The sequence below is a fragment of the Halobacillus sp. AWM4_238 genome, assembly GCF_056158265.1.
In genome coordinates, this window is sequence record NZ_JBSWSY010000002.1 from 2,176,101 (window position 1) to 2,198,135 (window position 22,035).

22 protein-coding genes are annotated in these 22,035 nt (G+C 43.9%); 5 read left to right on the forward strand and 17 right to left on the reverse strand.

What is annotated here, in order from left to right:
* Positions 1-54 precede the first annotated feature (54 nt).
* The gene (locus ACXACN_RS11180; RefSeq protein WP_474964478.1) at positions 55-1,083 is read left to right on the forward strand and encodes an LCP family protein; all 1,029 of its coding nucleotides are present in this window, start codon (positions 55-57) and stop codon (positions 1,081-1,083) included.
* Between the two features lie 493 nt (positions 1,084-1,576).
* Here ACXACN_RS11180 and ACXACN_RS11185 read toward each other — a convergent pair whose 3' ends face one another.
* Positions 1,577-1,786 carry a YkvS family protein gene (locus ACXACN_RS11185; RefSeq protein ID WP_115822794.1) on the reverse strand — a complete coding sequence of 70 codons (210 nt, stop codon included), beginning with the start codon at positions 1,784-1,786 and terminating at the stop codon, positions 1,577-1,579.
* Between the two features lie 193 nt (positions 1,787-1,979).
* Here ACXACN_RS11185 and ACXACN_RS11190 point away from each other — a divergent pair, with 193 nt between their 5' ends.
* Positions 1,980-2,573, forward strand: coding sequence for a YdcF family protein (locus ACXACN_RS11190; RefSeq protein WP_474964479.1), 594 nt, complete (start codon positions 1,980-1,982; stop codon positions 2,571-2,573).
* 114 nt (positions 2,574-2,687) lie between these two features.
* Complete coding sequence (locus ACXACN_RS11195; protein WP_474964481.1) at positions 2,688-5,441, forward strand: alpha-amylase family glycosyl hydrolase; 2,754 nt, start codon at positions 2,688-2,690, stop codon at positions 5,439-5,441.
* A gap of 38 nt (positions 5,442-5,479) precedes the next feature.
* Here the strand turns inward: ACXACN_RS11195 and ACXACN_RS11200 are convergent, their stop codons facing one another.
* From ACXACN_RS11200 to ACXACN_RS11225, 6 genes are all read right to left on the reverse strand, one after another.
* Positions 5,480-5,941: a hypothetical protein gene (locus ACXACN_RS11200; RefSeq protein WP_474964482.1), complete on the reverse strand. Its 462-nt coding sequence runs from the start codon at positions 5,939-5,941 to the stop codon at positions 5,480-5,482.
* 271 nt (positions 5,942-6,212) lie between these two features.
* Positions 6,213-7,226 carry an SEC-C metal-binding domain-containing protein gene (locus tag ACXACN_RS11205; protein WP_474964483.1) on the reverse strand — a complete coding sequence of 338 codons (1,014 nt, stop codon included), beginning with the start codon at positions 7,224-7,226 and terminating at the stop codon, positions 6,213-6,215.
* Between the two features lie 395 nt (positions 7,227-7,621).
* Positions 7,622-8,662 (reverse strand): LacI family DNA-binding transcriptional regulator, encoded by a 1,041-nt coding sequence (locus ACXACN_RS11210; protein WP_474964485.1) that lies wholly within the window; start codon positions 8,660-8,662, stop codon positions 7,622-7,624.
* A 123-nt stretch (positions 8,663-8,785) separates the two neighbouring features.
* On the reverse strand, positions 8,786-9,625 hold the full coding sequence (locus tag ACXACN_RS11215; RefSeq protein ID WP_474964486.1) for a sugar ABC transporter permease: 840 nt from the start codon (positions 9,623-9,625) through the stop codon (positions 8,786-8,788).
* A 1-nt stretch (position 9,626) separates the two neighbouring features.
* Complete coding sequence (locus ACXACN_RS11220; protein ID WP_474964487.1) at positions 9,627-10,973, reverse strand: carbohydrate ABC transporter permease; 1,347 nt, start codon at positions 10,971-10,973, stop codon at positions 9,627-9,629.
* A gap of 96 nt (positions 10,974-11,069) precedes the next feature.
* On the reverse strand, positions 11,070-12,368 hold the full coding sequence (locus tag ACXACN_RS11225; RefSeq protein ID WP_474964489.1) for an extracellular solute-binding protein: 1,299 nt from the start codon (positions 12,366-12,368) through the stop codon (positions 11,070-11,072).
* A gap of 262 nt (positions 12,369-12,630) precedes the next feature.
* Here ACXACN_RS11225 and ACXACN_RS11230 point away from each other — a divergent pair, with 262 nt between their 5' ends.
* Both ACXACN_RS11230 and ACXACN_RS11235 read left to right on the forward strand, forming a co-directional pair.
* Positions 12,631-14,367, forward strand: a complete 1,737-nt coding sequence (locus ACXACN_RS11230; protein ID WP_474964490.1) for a glycoside hydrolase family 13 protein — start codon at positions 12,631-12,633, stop codon at positions 14,365-14,367.
* A gap of 17 nt (positions 14,368-14,384) precedes the next feature.
* Positions 14,385-15,755: an MATE family efflux transporter gene (locus ACXACN_RS11235; RefSeq protein WP_474964492.1), complete on the forward strand. Its 1,371-nt coding sequence runs from the start codon at positions 14,385-14,387 to the stop codon at positions 15,753-15,755.
* A 73-nt stretch (positions 15,756-15,828) separates the two neighbouring features.
* Here ACXACN_RS11235 and ACXACN_RS11240 read toward each other — a convergent pair whose 3' ends face one another.
* From ACXACN_RS11240 to ACXACN_RS11285, 10 genes are all read right to left on the reverse strand, one after another.
* Positions 15,829-16,776 carry an ArsA family ATPase gene (locus ACXACN_RS11240; protein WP_474964494.1) on the reverse strand — a complete coding sequence of 316 codons (948 nt, stop codon included), beginning with the start codon at positions 16,774-16,776 and terminating at the stop codon, positions 15,829-15,831.
* A 13-nt stretch (positions 16,777-16,789) separates the two neighbouring features.
* Positions 16,790-17,053 carry a cory-CC-star protein gene (locus ACXACN_RS11245; protein WP_474964496.1) on the reverse strand — a complete coding sequence of 88 codons (264 nt, stop codon included), beginning with the start codon at positions 17,051-17,053 and terminating at the stop codon, positions 16,790-16,792.
* The gene (locus tag ACXACN_RS11250) at positions 17,032-17,397 is read right to left on the reverse strand and encodes a hypothetical protein (RefSeq protein ID WP_474964497.1); all 366 of its coding nucleotides are present in this window, start codon (positions 17,395-17,397) and stop codon (positions 17,032-17,034) included. Before ACXACN_RS11250 ends, ACXACN_RS11245 begins: the two co-directional genes overlap by 22 nt.
* 59 nt (positions 17,398-17,456) lie before the next feature.
* On the reverse strand, positions 17,457-19,193 hold the full coding sequence (locus ACXACN_RS11255) for a carbon starvation CstA family protein (protein ID WP_474964499.1): 1,737 nt from the start codon (positions 19,191-19,193) through the stop codon (positions 17,457-17,459).
* A gap of 268 nt (positions 19,194-19,461) precedes the next feature.
* Positions 19,462-19,827, reverse strand: a complete 366-nt coding sequence (gene gvpU / locus ACXACN_RS11260) for a gas vesicle accessory protein GvpU (RefSeq protein ID WP_474964500.1) — start codon at positions 19,825-19,827, stop codon at positions 19,462-19,464.
* Between the two features lie 27 nt (positions 19,828-19,854).
* Complete coding sequence (locus ACXACN_RS11265; RefSeq protein WP_474964502.1) at positions 19,855-20,328, reverse strand: YtxH domain-containing protein; 474 nt, start codon at positions 20,326-20,328, stop codon at positions 19,855-19,857.
* Between the two features lie 15 nt (positions 20,329-20,343).
* Positions 20,344-20,658, reverse strand: a complete 315-nt coding sequence (locus tag ACXACN_RS11270; RefSeq protein ID WP_474964504.1) for a gas vesicle protein — start codon at positions 20,656-20,658, stop codon at positions 20,344-20,346.
* A gap of 15 nt (positions 20,659-20,673) precedes the next feature.
* Positions 20,674-20,973, reverse strand: a complete 300-nt coding sequence (locus ACXACN_RS11275) for a gas vesicle protein K (RefSeq protein ID WP_474964505.1) — start codon at positions 20,971-20,973, stop codon at positions 20,674-20,676.
* Complete coding sequence (locus ACXACN_RS11280) at positions 20,960-21,208, reverse strand: gas vesicle protein (protein ID WP_474964507.1); 249 nt, start codon at positions 21,206-21,208, stop codon at positions 20,960-20,962. Before ACXACN_RS11280 ends, ACXACN_RS11275 begins: the two co-directional genes overlap by 14 nt.
* On the reverse strand, positions 21,209-22,027 hold the full coding sequence (locus ACXACN_RS11285; protein WP_474964508.1) for a GvpL/GvpF family gas vesicle protein: 819 nt from the start codon (positions 22,025-22,027) through the stop codon (positions 21,209-21,211).
* Between the last annotated feature and the right edge of the window lie 8 nt (positions 22,028-22,035).

A 22,035-nucleotide genomic window follows, 5' to 3' on the forward strand; every position in this document is an offset into this window, starting at 1 on the left:
TTTTCATATGTGGTAGAATGAAAAGCTGAGAGGTTAAAATAGAGGTGACAAACATTGGCTAAACGAATCATTCGCGTTCGTAGACGCAAAAAGAAACAGAAACGACGCATCGCATTCATGCTTCTTCTTTTGTTCGGATTGACCATCGGTGGAATTTTCTACTATGTGTCGCAAGTATATACAGCATCTTATGAAGGTCTTGATCGAGGTGAAAAATCGGATTTACGTGAAGAAGCAGTTGATATCGGAGACGAACCGATTTCCATACTTCTTCTTGGGGTCGAAGATTATTCCTCGGATGGACAGGCAGGAAGAGCAGATACTCAAATTGTTCTGACCATTGATCCGGATACGAAAGATATGACAATGACAAGTATTCCGAGAGACTTAAAGGTAGACATCCCTGCAAGTAAGGTCGGGGAAAAGTATGCGGGCTCCCACAAAATCAATGCAGCGTACACCCTCGGTGAAATCACAGGCTATGGCGCTGAGAAGTTGACGATTGAAACCATCGAAGAGTATTTAGACGTCCCCATCGATAAATACGCTTCGGTCAATTTCGAAGGATTTGCTGAGATTGTGGATGTGCTGGGTGGCGTAACCGTAGATGTTAAAGAAGGATTCTGGGAGCGTAGCCACCTGAAATACGACAAAAGAATTGAGTTTACCAAAGGGGAAACGAAAATGGATGGAGAAGAAGCTCTTGCTTTTGTAAGAATGAGAAAGCGGGACGTGGCCATCGAATACCCAAGAGATGAAAGACAACGGCAATTCATTAAAGCAAGTATAGAAGAAGCTCTCTCCCCGGGAAATATTTTTAAAGCAGATGAATTTGCTGATGTCGTCAGTAAAAATGTCCAGACGAATCTTTCCGTGAAGGAAGCTTTCGCCTTTCAGCAAGCTTTTTCATCGAAAGACCCTTCTACTCAGACGTTGACACTTGAAGGAGAAAACAAACGATTGGAAGACGGTCTCTTTTATTTTGTTCCTTATGACGGAAGTGTGAATGAACTGTCAGATAAAATAAAGACTGCTTTGAAAATAAATGAAGAACCCTCTGAAGAGGATTCCTTATCTTCCTGAACCATTCTCAGTATAATAAACACCAGCTTCTGCTAAAGAGAAGCTGGTGTTTTATTATGATCAGCCCTATGAACTTAGAGCGTAGCTATGAACAGAGTCTGAATATGAGCAGACCATTCGTCCGATCAAGCTTGTATGGGCCCCTGTAAGTTAAGGGAGTGGGGGTGTCTGAATTATGTATGGAAATACAGTGAATGACCGGCTCATCATGAACAAAACAATGAAATGTATCTTCTGTAATTCGAATCAACGGCTCTACTACAATGGTTTTATCTATTCTCACACTGTAGCGCGCCTTAATGGAAAATTCCAGATGATCTAATATAATCTTAGTCAATCCCAAATGAATGCATCCTTTCGTAATACCCTCCTTGATCCGTACACCTATTCTTTTTCTTTCAGTTTATAAGAGATACACCCCAATGAAAACAGCACAACGGACTAGATAAAAAAGAAAAAAAGACCCTTTCTCCTAGAGAAAAGGTCTTCACATTCATTCTTCAATAATACGATAATTGGTATGAGCCACAACCGTCCTGTCGTATTCGAAATCGATTTCATCTAAGTTATCCATAATCGTCAAATCTACGATAACCGATTGTTGACATTGACTCGGAATGACTTTGCCTTTGAAAATGATATCATTTCTCTCGAAAGTTACAATTTGCCCTGGAGTGGCAATGCGATCATCAGGTTGTACCATATCTCTCTACCCTTTCTCTTCCTCGTATTTTGAATAAACTTTACAATAATTTAACAAACAATTCAAACAAAACTTTTACAATATATGTTACTAAATTCGACAAGATTATACAAGTAAAACAATCATAGGTTTCAAAATTTTCTGAGGAGATATATACTAGTCTATGACTTTATACAAATTTTGGAGGTTCTTTATGACATCTGATATAAAGAAAATGAAAAAAATCATCCTCTTGTCCTTTTTACTATTCATTCTATTCTTATCAGCGGCAGTGATCATTCCAGTTCTTCTGGGTCCGAAGTTCCTCATGGTTGAAGGTTCTTTGAACTCTTCTAAAGAATATGATGCGATCATCGTGCTGAGCGGAAGTGAGGACCGTCTTGCCCATGCAGCTGACCTTTATAATCAAGGTTATGCCAGTCATCTGATTTTGACGAATTCCAGGGAAAATGGAACAACACCGGAAGACGCCAGGGATAGAGGGGTCCCTCAAGACGTCATTTTCGAAGAGCCTTCTGCTACCAGTACATATGAAAATGCAACACTTTCGAAAGATATTATGCAGGAAGAAGGTTTTGATTCTGCCGTTGTTGTCACAAGTGATTTCCACTCCAGACGTACGAAGATGACATTCAATGACATTTACGACAACGAAATAGAGTTGGATTATTCCTTTGCCTCCTCTTCCTTTGATCCTTCGGATGGAATGACGGAACATGAGAAAAAATTGACGTTCGGCGAATATGTAAAATTAGGTATCTATTGGTTCCGTTTACTGTTGGAGTAATCAGAACTTTTCTTTCTTTTCTGACATTTAATCCTATTGCCCTATAGACAATCTTTTATAACTCCTTTAACATGAAAGCGATTTCACTTATACCTTTGAAAGGACGGGATACGTTTGATTAAAAAACGTTGGATTTGGCTAATCGGATTGGTACTTTTATTTTTGTCTTTTGCGCAACCGGTTGCATATGCGGATGCCAAAACATACGAAGAGGTTGTATTACGAGGAAATGCAGAAACCTTAGATTGGAGTTCAAATGACAATCCTCTTACTTACAAGTCGGATGAAGGGGTCTGGCTCAGCAGCCCGATCGCTTTAGAAGGAGGAAAAGTGACCGAATTCAAGTTTGTTTATGATGGAAAATGGATGCCAGGAGCAAACTTGACGTTCACCGCTCCACAGGATGCCGAATACATTTTTGCTTTTCACCCTGAAGACGAGCGCACCGTTGATGTTCGTCTTGCTGATACTTACGAAGCGAGCGTGGAGCTTGAGCTCACAGTCCCTGAGGGAACACCAGAATGGGTCACCCCTACAATCGCTTCAAGCAAAAATGACTTCCATTATACAGCCGCTCCTATGAAGAAAGCATCAAACCAGACGTACACGGCTAAAATTGTAGGGGATGCCGGTGAAGAAGTTTCCTATTTTTACAGTCTTGCCGGTGAGTCTTATAAAGAAGACCTTTCTGAACCACGCACCACAACACTAACGACCGCGGGTGAAACTAAAAAGGATACAGTTACCCAATGGAAGAAAATCCCTGTCGCTCAATCCGTTACACACGACTATAACCATACCCCATACGTCCCAAGTCATCGTGACGATGTAAACGTTAAAGTCGAAGTCGAACATTTTGGTCCGATCGACCAGGGAGCGATTTACTTCACGACAGACGGTACCACTCCAAATGGAAAACGAGGAGAAGCTGCTCAAGGACAGACGGTACCCTTACAGGTGACATCGACATCAGAAAGTGCAGATGGATTGAAAACGTCCGTCATGGAAGGCGTCATCCCTGCTCAGAAAAAAGAGACACGTGTAAAGTATAAACTTGATGTGTGGAACTCCAACAGTGACGGCTCTCAATTTGCCGATAACAATGGATTGAGTTCTGAAGAAGCGACTGAATTTGCCTATTATGTTGACACCTATGAATCTCCTGAATGGGCGAAAGAAGCCGTCATCTATCAAGTGTTCGTCGATCGTTTCCGCGATGGAAGTGAGGAGAACAATACGTCTGTGAATCCTGATCAGAAGTACGATGAACAGTTGAAAGGCTGGATGGGGGGAGACCTTCAAGGTGTCCTTGAAAAGATCGACTACATTGAGGATCTTGGTGTGAATACTCTTTGGATTTCACCCATTTATGAAGGACCTTATTCTCATGGGTATCATCCGACAGACTTCATGAACATCGATCCTCGTTTTGGCAGCAACGAGCTCATGAAAGAACTGGTGGAAGAAGCACATGATAACGATATGAAAGTCGTTTATGATCTCGTTCCGAACCATACATCCGATCAGCACGACTTTTTCCAGGATGCGTTAGAAAAAGGTCCCGACAGTCCTTACTATGACTGGTACACCTTCACAAATTACCCGGATGAATATGATACGTTTTATGGCATCAAAGAACTGCCTGAGTTGAACAACGATCACCTTGAAACACGCGAATACATGCTGAATGAGGTAGTCCCGTTCTGGATGAACGAAATTGGGGTCGACGGCTTCCGCCTGGATTATGCCAAAGGTCCAAGCCAAAGCTTCTGGGTCGATTTCCGTCACAAAGTCAAATCACTGGATGAAGATGCGTTCATATTCGGAGAAGTGTGGGACAATCTGGATACCATCTCTTCCTACAAAGGTAAGTTGGATGGAGCCATTGATTTTGAAACGCATTCAGCCATGACCAATGCATTCATTCAAGATGGTTCAGTCAACGTACTAGCTTCATCGCTTGAGAAGACTTTCGGAACCTATGGCGACGAATTCGTCGCAGCTACCTTTTTAGATAGCCACGATGTGCCACGCTTTTTGTTTGAAGCAGATGGAAATGAAGAAACACTGAAAAACGCAGCGGCGTTACAATTCACCTTACCTGGTGCACCAATCATTTACTATGGGGATGAGGTCGGCTTGTCCCAGAGTGGTGACCATACCAAGGTGAACGAGTGGAAAGACCGCTACTACCGAGAAATGATGATTTGGGATGAAGACAAGCAAAATGAGGATGTCCTCTCTCACTACGAAGCGTTGATTGAGATAAGAAACGAGCAACCAGCCTTAACGAAAGGGGATTTCAAGATCATCTACTCTGATGATGACGTCCTCGTATTCGAACGTTCTGTAAAAAGGGACAAAGTCCTTGTCGTCATGAATCTAGGGGAAAAAGACCGAAAGCTCGATATCATCAACCTTTACAACCAGCAGACTCCGAACAAAGTAAAACTAAAATCTCTCCTACATGACGAAAAGCTGAAGAGTCGTAAAGGCCGTTTAGAAATGACGATTGAAGCCGGTTCTATTGAGATTTATGATGTCAAAGGAAAGCTCCGCTACGAGGAGCCTTCAGAAGAAAAGAAATACAACAAAGTTGTGTTGCGTGGTTCTGAACCCTTCGACTGGTCCAGTGATGCCACCATGCTGACATTTGACACGGAGGATGCCCTTTGGAAAAGTGCACCGGTTGAATTGAAAGCAGGGGACACAGTGGAGTATAAATTCGTGCGGGACGGCGAATGGCTCGAAGGGGACAACCTCCGCTTCACCGCTGAAACAGATGGAGACTATCTCTTTATCTTCGACCCTCAAAACGAATACAAAGTGACGGTGGAACAGCTCAAAGCCGCGAATGAAGCCGCATGACATGAAAAGCTTCCTACTCTTTGGTAGGAAGCTTTTCTTTATTTGTTATAGTCCCACAAGATCTTCCACTTCCCTTTTTCCTCTGCCACATACACTTCTTGATGCAGACGGAAGAGTCCATACTTCCCCTTATACGTTTGAATGACAGTCGCAAAATAGACCGGACTTAAAGGTTTTGACCCTTTCTCCATCGTCCACTGTTTCTGTTTTTTCAGATCACCGATGACAAATTCAAAGCTTTCCACACCGAAATGGTTCATGAACACGTGCGCCCGGTCTTGTATGTAGTGCCCTTTTGAGAATTTTTCTTTCATTTGAGAATGAAACAGCCCCCATGATTCAGCAAAATTGCCTTGTTGTTCATGCAAATAAAATTGTTCGATCGTATTTTCTGCTCGCTGGCTGGGTCTTGTAATGAAGAAGATGGTGAGGACAATGGCAAGGATAAGAATGACGCTAAGGAGTAGAATGACTACCATCGGTGAACGGCTGCGCTTCATGTAATCCCCTCCCCTTTTACCTTATGCATACGGGGGTTAAAAAAGAAAAACGGATAGGAAGAGTTTCATCCTTCATTTTGTCATTCATGCTGGAGTGTAAGAGGGATTTTATCAGTGACTTTCTACTATTTATCGGTGGGTTTTGGTATTTTATCGATGGGTTTTTGCATTTTATCAGTGACTTTTCACCTTTTATCAGTTGCTTAAAGAACTTTATCGGTAACTTTACAAAAAAAAGCTTAGAACCCTAGGGCTCTAAGCCTTGAAAAAATTAACCTTCGATATACTCTTTAAGCTGAGTGATTCGCTTGCTCATGCTGCTTGGACTGACATCATATTTCGTTGCCACCGCTTTTTTCGTCACCTTCTCAGGTTCTGTGCGGAATTCTTCAGACGTACGATAGATATGCTCAAGCGCTGCAGAAACGACTTCCGGTTTACGGAACGTCGGCTCTTCTTCTTGTTTATAAGACAGCCAAGCTTCACGCAACCGTTCAAAGGTTGGTTCAGTTTTCAGCTCATCATCGACAAGATCGAGCACTTCATCTTTCGCAGTCTCTTGTTCTTGCAATTCTTGCTCCTCTGCGGATTCTTCAGAAACGTTCATGTACATCCAGTTTCTCAACTGTTCAATAAGCGTTTCCTGCATGTAGGCATGAATCGACTCATATCCAGCTTGCTGGTATTTTTCCTCTACGTTCTGCTTGAAGGTTTGGTAAGACTCTTCATAGTTTGGAATAGCCAGCGGAACGAAATTGAAAATCGGTCCCCACTTCAATACGACTCCAATCACGTATGGCATGTGTGCATAGTTTTCTTCCTTCAATGGAATACCGTCTCGCTTCACTTCATACGTTAGACCGCTCCAAACATCCTCCACCATGACCGTTTGCTCAGACTGTATCTCCTGGACGTGGAAAACACTAGCCAGTGGTGACTTCCATGCTTCCATCGAAGCAAGAGTCGCTGGACGGACGATTTTGTCCTGCTTCTTTTCAAAGAATTCATCGTAGAGCGTGGATCCGTCTTCTTGTTGTTCCATAAAAACACCTTGTACCATACGGAAAGCCGCTTCTACTTCTTCCTCTTGTGTTTCGCGCTCTTCGTTAGGTGTAACATTCGGATAGTTCCGGTTCACATAGGCCATAAAGTGGCTGTAGTGGCTTTTCAACTCTTCATGAAGGCTTGTAGATCCCACACCTTCGTCGGTCTTGTTCATGCAGCATTTTTTATATTTTTTCCCACTCCCGCATGGACATGGGTCATTTCGTTTTACCTTACTCATAGTAAATCCCTCTCTTAATTCATAAACGTTCAACTCTACTAGAGTACCGAAGATTGCGCCAACATGCAAAAAAACAAGGAAAAAAGAAGGAGGAAATTATATACAGACCAGGTCATCCAAGATTTGGATGACCTGGTCTTACAAAATATGGGTGTAAAAAACAACTTATACATCTCTTCTTGAGCCACTCAGGATATAAGAAGATACAATGATTTCTTTTAGGAATGACGCCAGGTAGAAGCGTGCTTATTCCTACACTTACGAGATAGACTATGGGCGCACCAACAAAGAATTAAATGGTATAAAATGTAAGACCTGGTTCCTGGGTGACCAGGTCTTACATTTCCTTACAATTCCAAACGACTTCACAGCGCAAAAAAGCCACAGCTGGAAGGTTAGCCTTCCAACTGTGGTTTATTTACTTCTTTTGTGGAGGAGCGATATTTGATATCGAAAGGGACGATGATCCTTTTCGCTGGTTCCTCTTTGTTTTTCACTTTTTCAATCAAGCATTTAGCCGCCTGACTGCCTAGTCCATGAATATGAATATCGACAGTCGTCAGTGGGGGACGCGTAATTTCTGATAAGTACACATTGTTGAAACTGACGATCGAGATATCATCCGGCACACGTTTTCCGAATTCTTCAAGCATATTCACAACACCGATACTCATCAGGTCATCGGCAATAACAATGCCTGTCGGGGGTTCTGGTAGAGCAAACAACTCATGAACGGCGTGGCGTCCACCTGACTTCAAGAATTCTGTATGAATACGGTACTCATCCAAGTACGGCAATCCAGCTTCTTTCAGGGCCAGTTCATACCCGCGCATGCGATCAATCGTTACGATACGATCCTCGGAACCACCGATAAACGCAATACATTCGTGACCAATTTCAATCAGATGGTTGGTAATTTCTTTGCCGGCCCGGATGTTATCATTATCCACGTGCGTAATTTCATCCACACGTGCCGCCGGTTTACCGACGATAACAAAAGGAAAATTCTGTTCTAATAAAAATTCCATGATCGGGTCATCCACTTGTGAATAAAGGAGGATGATGCCGTCTGTCCGATTGCTGAACACCATGCGTTTGACAGCTTCAAGCATTTCTTCATCCGTTTCTCCTGTACATAAAAGCATAGAGTAATCAAGCTCATGAGCCACCGCACTGATGCCACGCAGAACCTCCGGGAAGAACGGGTTTTGCAGGGCTTTGTCTGCACTGGAAGGCATGACGACACCGAGCGATTGCGTCGACCGGTTCGCGAGGTTCCGTGCATTGGCATTTGGGTGGTACCCCATATCTTTCATGGCTTTTTTCACTCGTTTTTTCGTAGCTGGGCTGATTCTAGGATGGTCTGCGATGACACGGGACACGGTTGATGGAGCTACTCCTGCCGCTTTGGCCACTTCTTTAATGGTTACTGCCATAACTTTCACCTTCTATTTACATACTATGTCCATTATATCATGAGGACGCTTTCAACTTTTCTAATAAAAAAAGGAGAACCGGAGGGCTGCTCCGCTTCTCCTTCCATACATATGTCTTCAAGGTTATCCCTTCGTACCCCCTGCTGTCAATCCAGTAACGAAATATTTCTGCAAGGACAAGAACAGCAAAGAAATCGGTACAGCAATCAATACAGATCCAGCAGCGAACAATGTGAATTCATTCCCAAATTGATCGGCAATCATTTCATAAAGTCCAACCGCAAGTGTGAATTTATCTTCTGAACGAAGAAGGATCCGAGCCAGGATAAAGTCTGTGAATGGCGTAATAAACGTAAACAGACAGATGACGGCAATCATCGGCTTTGCAAGCGGCATAACGATTTGCCAGAAAATACGGAAGTTTCCTGCGCCGTCCATACGAGCCGATTCGTCCAGCTCTTTCGGAATCGTATCCAAATACCCTTTCATCAAGTACGTATTCATCGGAATCGCTCCACCTGTGTAAACGAGAATCAACGCAAGGTGGGTGTCAAGCAACCCTGTCAGGTTCGCCAGTGCATAGATGGCAATCAAAGCTGCAAAGTTCGGAATCATTTGCAGAATCAAAAATGTCATCAACCCATTTTTACGACCGACAAAACGGAACCTTGAGAAAGAGTAGGCGGTCATACATACGAGTGCAACGGAGAATAGCATCGTCAAGACACAAATCTTAATCGTATTCCAATACCAGATCAAATAGTCACTTTGTGACGGGTCGAACAACTCTTTATAGTGTTTCAACGTTGCATTGCTCGGAAAGATGGAAGAACCTGATAAACTGTTCCCCGGGTTAAAGGATGATCCGACAATCCAAAGAATCGGGTATAGGATAATCGCGACCATCGCCAAAATCACAATGTACGAAAACGTCAGCTGTAACACGCGTTTGTTATTTTTCATATCACATCATATCCTCTTCTTGGAATGATTTCGTTCTTCTGAACTGCCACAAAGCTACGGTAATGACAATCAAGGACAGGATCATCGTAATCGCTGCCGCTTTTCCGTATTGGGCAGATGTCATCGTCAAGTTGTAGATCCAGGAAATCAAAATATCTGTTCCGCCCGCATTCTGGTTTGGAACGGCTGGACCTCCTCCATTGAAGAGGAAGATGACGTTAAAGTTGTTGAAGTTAAATGTGTACTGAGTAATCATGATAGGTGCTGTTGCATACAACACGAGCGGAAGCGTAATGCCTTTGAATTTCTGGAAAATCGATGCGCCATCCACATCCGCTGCTTCATACAATTCATTTGGAATCGACTGCAAAACACCCGTAACCATCGCAAAAATGAACGGGAACCCAAGCCACGTCTGAATCATGATCAAAGCGATCTTCGTATAGGTCGGATTTGTGAGCCATGGGATATCCCCAAGTCCAAATACAGCCAAAATATCGCGGTTAATCGTACCAAACGTTTCGTTGAACATTCCTGCAAAAACGAGGATGGATACGAAAGCCGGAACGGCCCAAGGCAGAATGAAAATTGTACGGATCGTCTTCTGAAGAACGATGCCCTTTTGGTTCATCAATACGGCTAGGAAAATACCGAGAGCAATTTGCAGTGTCGTCGCTCCAAACGTCCAAATAACCGTCCAGGCCAATACACTGAAGAACGTGTCACGCCAGATTGGAATATTGAAAATCTCGATGAAGTTCTGGAAGCCCACCCAGTCTACGAGGTTCGCAGGCGGTGAGTGATACAAATCATAGTTTGTAAAGGATAGTAGAACAACGAATAAGATCGGAAAAATGACGACAAACACGAGTAATAGAAAGCCCGGTGTCATCATCAAGTAAGGGAAGCCCCCACCTACCAGGTTTTGATATTGTTGCCTAATCGAGTTCGGTGCTTCATTCAGGTCTCTTTGTTTTCCCACTTTAAAAGCATCTCTTAAGTTAAACGCATAGACGCCTAATCCCAAAATAGTGACGATCAAAGTCAGTATGCCCTCTACCAGCAAAACGATGGAATGGTCATAACTGGGATCGGTTCCAAGCGTAATCAGACCCCAAAATCCGAATTGTAACAAGTCGGAAAAGGCTATGAAAAAAGAGGCCATTAAAATGAAAAAAGCAGAACCTTTCAGCCACTGTTTGTTATAAAACTGTCCAAAACCAGGAATAATCGAGAGCGCTAAAGCAATCTTACGGTGATTCGTCCCTTGAGGATCTTGTTTCTTATTTTTCTTGGATGGACCATGGCCTTTTCCCTCATAGTTGGACTTCGGTTGACGTTCCCCCATGTTCAATCTCCTTTCTATCTATCCAGCACTTTTTATAAGACTTCTCATTGATAAGGAAAAGCCATACCCGACAGATGGGTATGGCTCTGCCCGATCTTAGTTTCCTGAGTGATTCAACTCAATTTGTGTTTTGATTGTTTCCTGTGCTTCCGTCAATGCTTCTTCTGGTTGAGCTTTACCTGTAGCTACAACTTGCAGAGCTTGTGCCATCGGCTCCCAAACTTCTCCCATTTGTGGGATGTTCGGCATTGGAACGGCGCGCTCAGATTGAACAGCAACGGCACGTGCTTTTTCGTTATCCGCAATGATCGGATCCTCGATCAATGATATCACTGGAGGAATTTCATTCGTTTCTTCATAACGGATTTTCGCGTTCTCTTCGTTAGTGATCCACTTGATCAACTCTGTCGCCCACTCTTTGTTTTCAGAAGCAGCAGACATGTGCCAGCCTTTCACACCAACGAATGTTTGTGGGTACTCCCCATTAGGAAGCTTCGGGAGTGGTGCCACACCATAGTCGATTCCTGCTTCGTTCAAAGCTTGGTAAGCCCATGGGCCGTCCATCATAGAAGCAACGTTACCTTCTTGGAAAAGTCCATCTTTCGCAGAACCGCCACTTTCACCAATGATGCCGGATGGGAAGACTTCCTCATACCATTTTTGAATGTACTGAGCACCTTCAACAGCGCCTTCGTTACTCAAACCAAGGTCTTGAGGGTTCAATGCTCCGCCTTCTTCACCGAATACATATCCACCGTAACCAGCAAGGACAGAGTTACCGAAGTAGAAGTTATCCCATAGAGCTAAGAAGCCGTACTGATCGCCATTATTAAATTCTTTGGAGAACTCGAATAGATCTTCGAAGTTTTCCGGTACTTCTGTCATATGTTCTTTGTTATAAATGAAAACCGGAGTTTCTGTAGACTTTGGAAGTCCGTAAAGGTTTCCATCGTATGTTTGTGCTTGGATAGAAGCTTCTGTATAAAGATCTGTCACAGAACTGTCCACTTCAATTGGAGCAAGCAGACCTTCAATTGCGAACTGACCAATTTGGTCATGTGGCAATGTCAAAACGTCTGGGCCTGTCCCAGCTGGTCCGTCAAGACGAAGCTGTTCTCCCATTTTCGTCGCCATATCCAACTCTTTGAATTCAACTTCAATGCCATGCTCCTCTTCGAAACTAGCAATGGCAGGCTCAAGGCCAACACCTTTATCTTTATCTTCCCAAACGACTAGTTTTTCAGGTTTCTCCGGCATGCCATCTTCAGATGTTTCAGATGACGTGTCATCACTTCCTGAATCTCCACTCGCTTCCTCTTCACGATCCGGTGCACACGCAGCCAGCATCGCAACTGTAAGAAAAGCGATAAACAACAAACTCAACCACTTTTTCATGCTTAACTCCCCCTAATAGTTTCCTAATGGATATGATCGGCAATCCTGTGAAACCGATTGCACACATCTTGATTCTTATTATACAAACTAAAAATAGATTTGCAAGCGTTTTCTTATAAAATTATGAAAATATTTGTCAATATTTATAAAATCTACGTTAACGCTTTCACATATCCGTTGACTTCCCTATCTATCTTCTATAGTTTTATTTAGTAGAAACGTATAAATATGTGCAAACGATTGTTCAGAAAGGATGATGATCATGTTCAAAGAAGCTGTCTACCACAGACCGAAGAATAACTATGCTTACGCGTATGATGCAAAGACCATCCACATTCGCTTACGTACAAAAAAAGAGGATATCGATCGTGTCCAGCTTATTCACGGGGATCCTTACGATTGGGCGGATGGACGTTGGCAAACGGAACAAAAGTCGATGGAAAAGTCCGGTTCCGATGAACTTTTCGATTATTGGTTTGTCACGGTGGAACCTCCTTTCCGCAGGCTCCGTTACTCCTTTTTACTACAAGATGGAAAAGAAGAGACGGTCTACACCGAAAAAGGCTTTTACGATGAGGTGCCCTTAGATGATACGGCATACCATTTTTGTTTCCCTTTCTTGAATAGTATCGATGTCTTCCAGGCTCCGGAATGGGTGAAAGATACGGTATGGTATCAAATTTTCCCAGAACGGTTCGCCAATGGAGATTCTTCTCTCGATCCTGAGGGGACCTTGCCGTGGGGAAGCGTAGACCCTACCCCTACAAGCTTTTTCGGAGGAGATTTCCAGGGCGTCGTGGATCACCTTGATCACTTGGAGAAACTCGGCATCAACGGTATTTACTTCACACCGATTTTCAAGGCTCATTCCAACCATAAATACGATACGATCGACTACATGGAGATCGACCCTCAATTTGGGGATAAAGAAACGTTCCGCAAGCTTGTGAAAGAGTGTCATCAACGGGGCATCCGTGTCATGTTGGACGCTGTTTTCAATCACAGCGGTTACTACTTCGAACCTTTTCAAGACGTATTGAAAAAAGGATCCGATTCTGATTATGCGGACTGGTTTCATTTAAGGGAAGAAAAAGTCATCACAGATCCTGTCCCGAACTACGATACGTTCGCCTATGTATCGAGCATGCCAAAGCTCAATACAGAGAACCCTGAGGTTAAAGATTACCTTCTGAAAGTGGCGCGCTATTGGATTGAAGAGTTTGATATCGACGGGTGGCGACTGGATGTCGCGAATGAAGTGGACCATGCCTTTTGGCGGGAGTTCCGCCAAACCGTCAAGGAAGCCAAAGCAGACGCTTACATCCTTGGTGAAATTTGGCATGACTCGATGCCATGGCTTCAAGGCGATCAATTCGATGCGGTCATGAACTATCCGTTCACAAACGCGGTCATCGACTTTTTTGCAAAGAAAAAGATAACGCTCGAGCAATTCAAGAATGTATTGTCCCATGTCCAGCATATGTATCCTGTATCAGTCAATGAAGTCGCATTCAACTTGCTTGACAGCCACGACACCCCTAGAGTTTTGACTTATGCAGATGGCGATAAAAAAGCGGCGAAGTTGATGTACCTGTTCCAGCTTTCCTATGAAGGCACGCCTTGCATCTATTACGGAGATGAGATTGGGATGACAGGCGGGGAAGACCCTGGCTGCCGCAAATGCATGATATGGGAAGAAGAAGATCAAGATCATGAGTTGTTCCACTTCATTCAAAAACTGATCGACCTTCGAAAATCAGAACCCGCATTTGGTAATGAAGGACGGTTCTCTTTCGTCGATTACGGGAATAACATCCTGGCTTATGAAAAGAAATCAGACGAGCAGTCCTTATTGTTCTTGATCAACCTAACCTCTGATTCCATTTCTATAGAGGATGTCACATCAACAAGAATCATTGACCGTGATCAGAACTCTACAGTAAATAAAGAAGCAGCAACGTTAAGTGCATCTGGCTATTTGATTTTGGAGAAAAAGTAATGTAGAGGAGTCTTTCCATGACTCAAGCTAAAAAAATGACACTGTTCGCCCTCACATGGCCGATCTTTATTGAAGTTCTGCTTCACATGTTAATGGGCAACGCCGACACACTCATGCTCAGTCAATACTCCGACGATGCCGTAGCCGCCGTCGGAGTCTCCAATCAAATCTTATCTGTTGTCATCGTCATGTTCGGGTTCGTGGCAACAGGAGCGGCGATTTTAGTTGCGCAAAACCTCGGAGCCGAGCAAAAGAAAGAAGCGGGAAGCATAACCGTCACTTCACTCAGCGTCAACTTATGGTTTTCCCTTCTTCTTAGCCTTGGTCTCTTTGTATTCAGCGAACAGATCCTGAATATCATGGACTTGCCTGTCTCTTTGATGGCGGACGCCAAAGGATACATGAATATTGTCGGCGGACTCATTTTTGTACAGGCGATGCTTATGACCATCGGGGCTTTACTTAGAAGCTATGGACATACGAAAGACCCGATGTATGTCACGATCGGCATGAATATTTTGAATGTCATCGGCAACTACTTTGTCATTTTCGGTCCATTCGGTCTTCCTGTATTTGGCGTCGAAGGGGTCGCCTATGTAACAGCGATTTCGAGAGCATTCGGTTTTCTCGTGCTGCTTCTCCTCCTCATCAAGCGTATATCTGGAGATCTGCCCTGGCGTTCTTTTTACCATTATGAAAGAGAACACCTTAAAAACCTGCTCCATATCGGGGTACCGTCCGCGGGGGAACAGCTTTCCTACAATGCCAGTCAGATGGTCATCACTTATTTTGTAGCCCAACTGGGAGCGACCGCGATCACGACGAAAGTGTACGCCCAAAACTTGATGATGTTCATATTTTTATGCTCCATCGCCATCGGACAAGGAACGCAGATCTTGATCGGTCATCATATTGGTGCAGAAGAGACAGAAAAAGCGTACCGGCAATGTATTCGAAGCTTGAAGTTAGCGATCGTCATCTCCTTATCCGTTGCCGTCCTGTTCTACTTTTCCAGCAATTTTCTGCTGGGACTATTCACAGACGATCCAACCATTATCGCCACGGGAGGAACCTTATTACTTCTAACGGTTCTACTAGAGCCGGGGCGGGCCTTCAACCTTGTCGTCATCAACTCACTGAGAGGAGCCGGCGATGTACGCTATCCTGTCATCGTCGGAATTCTGTCGATGTGGGGAATTCAAGTGACCCTCGCCTGGATATTCGGCCTCCACTTGGCTTATGGACTGATGGGAATCTGGATCGGGTTCATCGTCGATGAATGGCTGCGCGGCATCCTTATGCTGCGCAGATGGAAATCAAGAATATGGATGAACAAATCGTTTATCCACACAAACGATAAAGCGCACAGTCATGCAAAAACAAACTGACTGCGCGCTTTTTTTTTATTTAAATTGGATATTTTTGGTGCACCAGGTCATACAGATAATGGAAATTAAAGCATCACTGTGCCTTTACTCCTTCACTCAGGTTGCTTGAGAAGGTTTTTAGTTTGTTCATGTCGGACACGTCTTCTTCAAATAAAGGAATTTGGATGAGGTGCTGTTCCTTGAATTTCCTTCTTATTTCCTCCAAATACGTTTCTTCCTGTTTCCGTCTCTTTGCAAGAAATTCACCATCTGCATAATCTGGCAATACTTTGTTGATGATTAAGGTCTTTACCCTCAAATTATGCTGCTGTAATTTACGGATCGCCTGTTCTGTTTCAAGTATCGGGAGCCGTTCCGGAATCAAAACAAAAACAAATCCAGACTGAACAGGATCGAGGATCACTTCCCTCACAGCAGCAAATTTTTCTTTCCTGCGCTGCAGCACATCGTAAATCGGATCATCAACAGGATCGCCATCATTCAACAGCTGCGTGTAATTGTCATTGATCTTTTTCCTGCGCTCAAGCATTCCGTCGATCCAAACACTCATGAGCTCAGGTAACGTCAGTAAACGAATGGTGTGTCCCGTCGGAGCGGTATCAAACACGATCTTATCAAAGTGTTCCGCCTCTTCAAGAATGATAGAAATCAAACGGTCGAATAAAGCCGCTTCATCCGCTCCCGGAGATGCACTCGCCATATCGATCTGCCTGTGGACTTCCTCCACCATTTTGGATTTAACTAAACCCTCGAGATTATCCTTCACACCTGCAATGTACCGTTTCGATTCTTGGAGTGGATCGATTTCAATTCCCCATAAGTTTTCCATTAATGCCGTCTTCTCATGATTGACTTTTTCATGAAAAATATCACCAAGGTTATGGGCAGGGTCCGTAGATACCACAAGTGTGCGATGCCCTTCTTTGGCAAACGCGACGGCAAGCGCAGCTGAGGATGTCGACTTCCCTACTCCCCCTTTGCCACCAACAAAGATGACTTTATTCTTTTGCAAACCTTCCATTATTCTTCCTCCTCTAACAACAACGAATGCCATCCAGTGGAGACTTTTCCATCCCCATACGAAGATGCCAATCGTGAAACTTTTCAATAATGTGCGGATACAGCTCTAACGTATAATAAAAAGCCGGGTTCGGAATTCCTAACATGTCTGAATACACAAGGAGCAAAAAAAGATCATCCTCATCCCTCAGCTCCCTGGCAATTTCCTGTTTGTGAGGGAGGCTTAGCACTTCATCATAGAATTCGATCAACCGTTTTATTGAAAACTTTTTCTCCATGCCTCTCCCTCCTCATTTTCGATCCATGTCCCGTCAACGAACAAGCTATTGTAACGCATGCGGAAGAAAATCGACCGTAGAGCACTCCCAATGGATACATTTCCCCGTCTGACATGTCTCACAAAATAAACAAGGATGGCCAGGAGGTTTCTCGGATCCACAAAATCGACTTGAGCGCCTTTACTTTCCATGTCTCTGTACCACTGCCCCAGCTTTTCCCGGTCCTCGTCATGGTGTTTGAATTCATCTTTCATGTTGATCACCCCATCGTCATCGCTGCATATGCCTCCACAACATCCCATGCCTATTTCTTTCTCAGGACGAATAATCATGATTTCTTTCATGGTGTCCATCCTCCTTTCAAGGAAAAAAGAAAGCCGACGACGCCGGCTTCCTTTTTTAATTACGCACTTTTCTCAATGGAATCGTCACGATTACTTGTGATCGCAGAAACGGCTGTTATGAGAATCCAGAAGGTGAAAACGAGAATAATGGCACCGAAGGTAAACAGCATCCAGTCGCTGCCTTCATTCCATGGTGCCCACTCGGTTACGACCTGGGTGATCATGGCCCATAGTGTCATAAACATGAGGAAGACCATTGGAATGATCGTAGGCAAATAATTGCGCCCTTGACGTTTCAGCCAAATCGAAACGAGCAGTAAACTGATTCCTGCCAGAAGCTGGTTGGAAGTTCCGAATAAAGGCCATAGCAAGTATCCACCCGAACCGAACCCTTTCGGACCTTGAGGAATCAACGTGAGAGCTGCGCTGGAAACGACAGCAACTGTTGTGGCCACATGCGTTTTTGTTAGTGGCGTGACCTTATATTCCGTGCCAAGCTCTGCAATGATATAACGCATCAAACGGACGGAAGAATCCAACGTAGTTGCGGCAAAACTGACGACGATGACAGAAACAATGGTTGCAGCAACAGAAGCAGGAATACCGAGACCGGAAGCCAGTTGCCCAGCGCCCTGGATGAAGACGCCAAGTCCTGCACCACTCGCCGCGGCAAATCCGCTGTAAGTAGCTGTGAATTCCTCAGCTGTCGGGAAAAAGGTAACAACAGCAATGATCGCGACAAGCGCTAAAGCTCCTTCACCGACAGAGCCCAAGTACCCAACAAAGCGGGCGTCTGTCTCTTTATTCAGCTGCTTTGAAGACGTTCCGGACGATACAAGACCGTGAAAGCCGGAAATCGCTCCACAGGCAATCGTAATAAACAGCAAGGGGAACCAGGACGTGTCGGCTGAAGCATTAGTTACAGGTGCCGTAATTTCAGGGTTTGTAAAAAGCAATCCCAAATATAGAAGACCAAGACCTACAATCAATTGGTGCGAGTTGATATAATCTCTCGGCTGCAACAGCTTCCAAACAGGCAATGTAGAAGCGATATACACATATACCATCAACACGACAATCCAAACGAAGAAGGCCATGGATGTGGCATTCAAACCAAATAATGTTGAAGCACCTTCGCCACCAAAATAGCGGACTAAGTCGATTTGTAAAACAGGCACATAGCTCGCTACAATAGCCGTGAAGTACATGACTGCAAGCGCCACAATGGATGGAAGCAACATGTTGCCTTGCTTTTTATACACACTGTAACCGATCCAAATAGCTAGTGGAATTTGAATGAAAACAGATAGGACGCTCGCTGGGAATGAAATAAATAGATTCGCAATCACCCAGGCGAAGACCGCGTTTACCATTAATACAAGCAATAGAATGATAAATAAAAACAACACTTTCGCTTTTTGACCAATTAACTTACTCGCAAGGGTACCGATGGATTGTCCTTTATTTCTCACCGACAACACGAGCGTACCGAAATCATGAACCCCGGCAGCAAATACAGTACCTAACAATACCCAAAGAACAGCCGGCAGCCAGCCCCAGTACACAGCAATCGCCGGACCGACAATAGGAGCCGCTCCTGCAACCGAAGTGAAGTGATGCCCCCACAAAACGAATTTATTCGTAGGGACAAAATCGACACCATCCTTATACTGATGGGCGGGTGTGACATAGTTTGGATCAAGACGATAGATTTTTTCAGCAATGAACTTTGAATAATACCGATAACCTAAAAAAAAGACGAGGCCTCCCACAACAGCTAACCAAATCCCACTCACAAAAACCCTCCTCAATCTACAAAATTATGTATGCGTTTACATTTAAGTGTATTATATATTACTTCCCATTTGGAATTCAATGGCATATACAGATTTTTCTGAAAATAAAAACCACTAAAAAGAGAGAAGCTTTTGCTTCCCTCTACTACATGTAGCTATTTTCAAATTTTAAAAAACGGGATTAAAGACCATGAAGCTCAACAATCTATGACAGCTCTCGGACTATTTTTAAAAAATCGATTTATGATGGGTACATGAAAGCAGGAAGTCACTTTTCCGAAGCATCAATCTTTCCCAGAAAAAAGCCATCCACTTCCTCAAGCTTTCCACGCCAGTAAAAACTTTCTTCAGAAGGAGTAGGGTGCGCATCGCCATTGTACACTTGCGCATCTTCCAAGTGGATGAAGTGTATATCCTCCTGTGAAAAATTCGTTTCGCTGGCTCGGGACAATTTTTCACTCAGCTCCTGAGACACCTCATTGCCGTCTTCAAATGTCCGGCTCAAGGATTGCAGGTACTTTTTCGCAGAAACGGTCGTTCCTGTAACTAAAACACCTTTGACGTTCAACGTAAGATCAAGGGAAAAACCCCCTTCGTTCGCTGCTTTTACGAAGTTTCGTAGAATATCATCCATGCATCCTCTTCCCTTCTTTCTGCATTCCTACTTAGTGGTATCGTCGTTCACAATCAATGTCGTTTTCCCTGGTGTCTGATCATCATCTTCTTCATCGTTTACAGCTTCTTGTTTTTCCTGTGTGGCAGCTGCTTCATCGTCCGGGGATTGGAGTTGTTTCTGAGAAAGATCCGCTCCTTCCAAAGATGGTGTTTCTTCGTTTCCCTCTTCTTTATCAGCGTTCTTTTTCCCTTTGTTCTTCACTCGGCCAACCGCTTCTTTTGTTTTATCTTTCGTTTGGTTTTTCAGATCTTTCAACCGTTCGCCGGCTTGTTGTGCTTTTTTCTTCACCGTTTCTTTTTGTTCCCCTTTGCTTTTAGGGTTTATCAAAAGTCCTGCAGCAGCCCCGAGTACTCCTCCAACAATCGCTCGGGTCACCCGCTGACCACTCTTGCTTTGTTTTTTCTCCTGCTCATTTCCTTCATTTGTCGGATTGGTCAATTGTGTTTTAGATTCGCTCATCTTTTTTCTCTCCTTTTATTTTTGATAGACTTCCTGCATCGTTTTCTCGAGTTGTTCGATGCGTTTTTGCAGTTCTTCGTTCTCTTTCTCCAATGCTTCCGTGTTCGATTGAGCAGCTTTTGAATTCAAATACGGATCCGTTTCCCACCAGTCCATGCCAATCTCTTTCGCTTTATCGACCGAAGCAACGATGAGGCGGATTTTGATCGTCAAAAGCTCTACATCCGCAAGTCCCACCCTGATATCTCCAGCGATGACGACCCCTTTGTCCAAAACGGTTTCTAACACATCCACAATGCTGTTGGATTGAGTCGGGTGTTCGATGGACATCTATGATGCCTCCTTTTATAACAAATTGCCTAAAGGGCCTAAATCGATGTTGAGATCTTCATCATCCAGTTCAAAAATTTCTTTCAGTTCGTCCATTTTCACCTCGAGGTTCATAAGGGCCACGCCGAGCTGCTCGATCTGCTCTTCCGACAACGTCCCCCCGTCCACGCGGCGAATGGCTTGTCTTTCGACGAGTTGACGCAGCAGTTCGATTACAGTTAAGACGAGTTGGGCAAGACCTTGCTCGGCACCGTCCGGGTCTAAATTTACCCGTCCGCTTTTAAAAGGCTGCTCTTCCAAATTATTTTGTGACACGCTCCAATGCCTCCTTCTCTCTGTCCATCGTTTTTGAGTTCAAGGAGTCATCCAGGCTGGACTGAACAAGGGTTTCCACAGAAGAAATCAATACTTTCAAATCTACATACACAAGATCTATGCCTGCGATGGAAATGATGATATCCCCCTTAATGGCGACTCCTTTATCGAGGACGGTATCCAATAGATCAATCAGAGCGATTTCCTGATTTTCAAAGTTTTCTCGATAGGACACTCATCCCACCTCACTTTTTGAGAGTGATGAAAAGTGATAAGGAGGCCACGGCCCTGTCACCTCAATCACCCAGCCTGCTTTTTCTCCTTGTTCATTCGCTGTTGTGACTTCCTTCAAGAACGTTTCTACGTTTTCCATTCCTATCAAGTAGGCGCCATTCCAACACATTTCCGCTTCTTTTCCGGTGACATTCTTATTCCAGATTTTTTTCTCTGCTGTGTCTTCACATAGCGCCTCCCAATCACTATGTAATTGCTTCACGTATTTTTGCTGCTCGTATCCGACCTGCTGCTGAATGGACTGGTCGAGTTTTTTCTTCTGCAAATATTGCATTCCTTTGGACATCTGTGAGATTTCATCTTTCTTCTTTTGGATCTCAGGATGATGGTCCGCCACTTGTTCTCTTAAGCGTTCGGGGTGATTATAGATTTTCACGTTCCATTCTTCTTTGCCTTTTAATTTTTCCAAAAGTGTCAGCCACTCATTTTTGTGTGCATTTACCTTCTTTTCCAGGCTGTCTTCATTCTGGAAGAGGGTACAAAACTTCATCGGAATCAAAGTGACAGCATCCTTCAAGCTGAGTAAAATTTCATGATGCCGATAAGCTTTCTCCTGCACCCACTCCATCTGCTTCGTTTTCGCTTCCAGTGCCTCTTCTCCAAACTCATCGTCCTCAACCTGACTAACAATTGCTGAACACCAGCCATAATTCAGAACTTCGAGGTGATCTTTCCCATCAATCCCCTTCTGATCAGAAAATGCATCATGGCTTACTTCTTCTTCAAGCGTGATGCCATACAAATATAGGATCCTTTCCATCGTAAAAA

Excerpts from the sequence above, each read along its gene's own strand:
- ACXACN_RS11220 (WP_474964487.1), bottom strand. The coding sequence starts at position 10,973 with ATGGGGGAACGTCAACCGAAGTCCAACTATGAGGGAAAAGGCCATGGT.
- ACXACN_RS11190 (WP_474964479.1), top strand. The coding sequence starts at position 1,980 with ATGACATCTGATATAAAGAAAATGAAAAAAATCATCCTCTTGTCCTTT.
- ACXACN_RS11230 (WP_474964490.1), top strand. The coding sequence starts at position 12,631 with ATGTTCAAAGAAGCTGTCTACCACAGACCGAAGAATAACTATGCTTAC.
- ACXACN_RS11215 (WP_474964486.1), bottom strand. The coding sequence starts at position 9,625 with ATGAAAAATAACAAACGCGTGTTACAGCTGACGTTTTCGTACATTGTG.
- ACXACN_RS11210 (WP_474964485.1), bottom strand. The coding sequence starts at position 8,662 with ATGGCAGTAACCATTAAAGAAGTGGCCAAAGCGGCAGGAGTAGCTCCA.
- ACXACN_RS11250 (WP_474964497.1), bottom strand. The coding sequence starts at position 17,397 with ATGAAAGAAATCATGATTATTCGTCCTGAGAAAGAAATAGGCATGGGA.
- ACXACN_RS11270 (WP_474964504.1), bottom strand. The coding sequence starts at position 20,658 with ATGTCCATCGAACACCCGACTCAATCCAACAGCATTGTGGATGTGTTA.
- ACXACN_RS11225 (WP_474964489.1), bottom strand. The coding sequence starts at position 12,368 with ATGAAAAAGTGGTTGAGTTTGTTGTTTATCGCTTTTCTTACAGTTGCG.
- ACXACN_RS11200 (WP_474964482.1), bottom strand. The coding sequence starts at position 5,941 with ATGAAGCGCAGCCGTTCACCGATGGTAGTCATTCTACTCCTTAGCGTC.
- ACXACN_RS11240 (WP_474964494.1), bottom strand. The coding sequence starts at position 16,776 with ATGGAAGGTTTGCAAAAGAATAAAGTCATCTTTGTTGGTGGCAAAGGG.
- ACXACN_RS11245 (WP_474964496.1), bottom strand. The coding sequence starts at position 17,053 with ATGGAGAAAAAGTTTTCAATAAAACGGTTGATCGAATTCTATGATGAA.
- ACXACN_RS11205 (WP_474964483.1), bottom strand. The coding sequence starts at position 7,226 with ATGAGTAAGGTAAAACGAAATGACCCATGTCCATGCGGGAGTGGGAAA.
- gvpU (WP_474964500.1), bottom strand. The coding sequence starts at position 19,827 with ATGGATGATATTCTACGAAACTTCGTAAAAGCAGCGAACGAAGGGGGT.
- ACXACN_RS11235 (WP_474964492.1), top strand. The coding sequence starts at position 14,385 with ATGACTCAAGCTAAAAAAATGACACTGTTCGCCCTCACATGGCCGATC.
- ACXACN_RS11185 (WP_115822794.1), bottom strand. The coding sequence starts at position 1,786 with ATGGTACAACCTGATGATCGCATTGCCACTCCAGGGCAAATTGTAACT.
- ACXACN_RS11285 (WP_474964508.1), bottom strand. The coding sequence starts at position 22,027 with ATGGAAAGGATCCTATATTTGTATGGCATCACGCTTGAAGAAGAAGTA.
- ACXACN_RS11265 (WP_474964502.1), bottom strand. The coding sequence starts at position 20,328 with ATGAGCGAATCTAAAACACAATTGACCAATCCGACAAATGAAGGAAAT.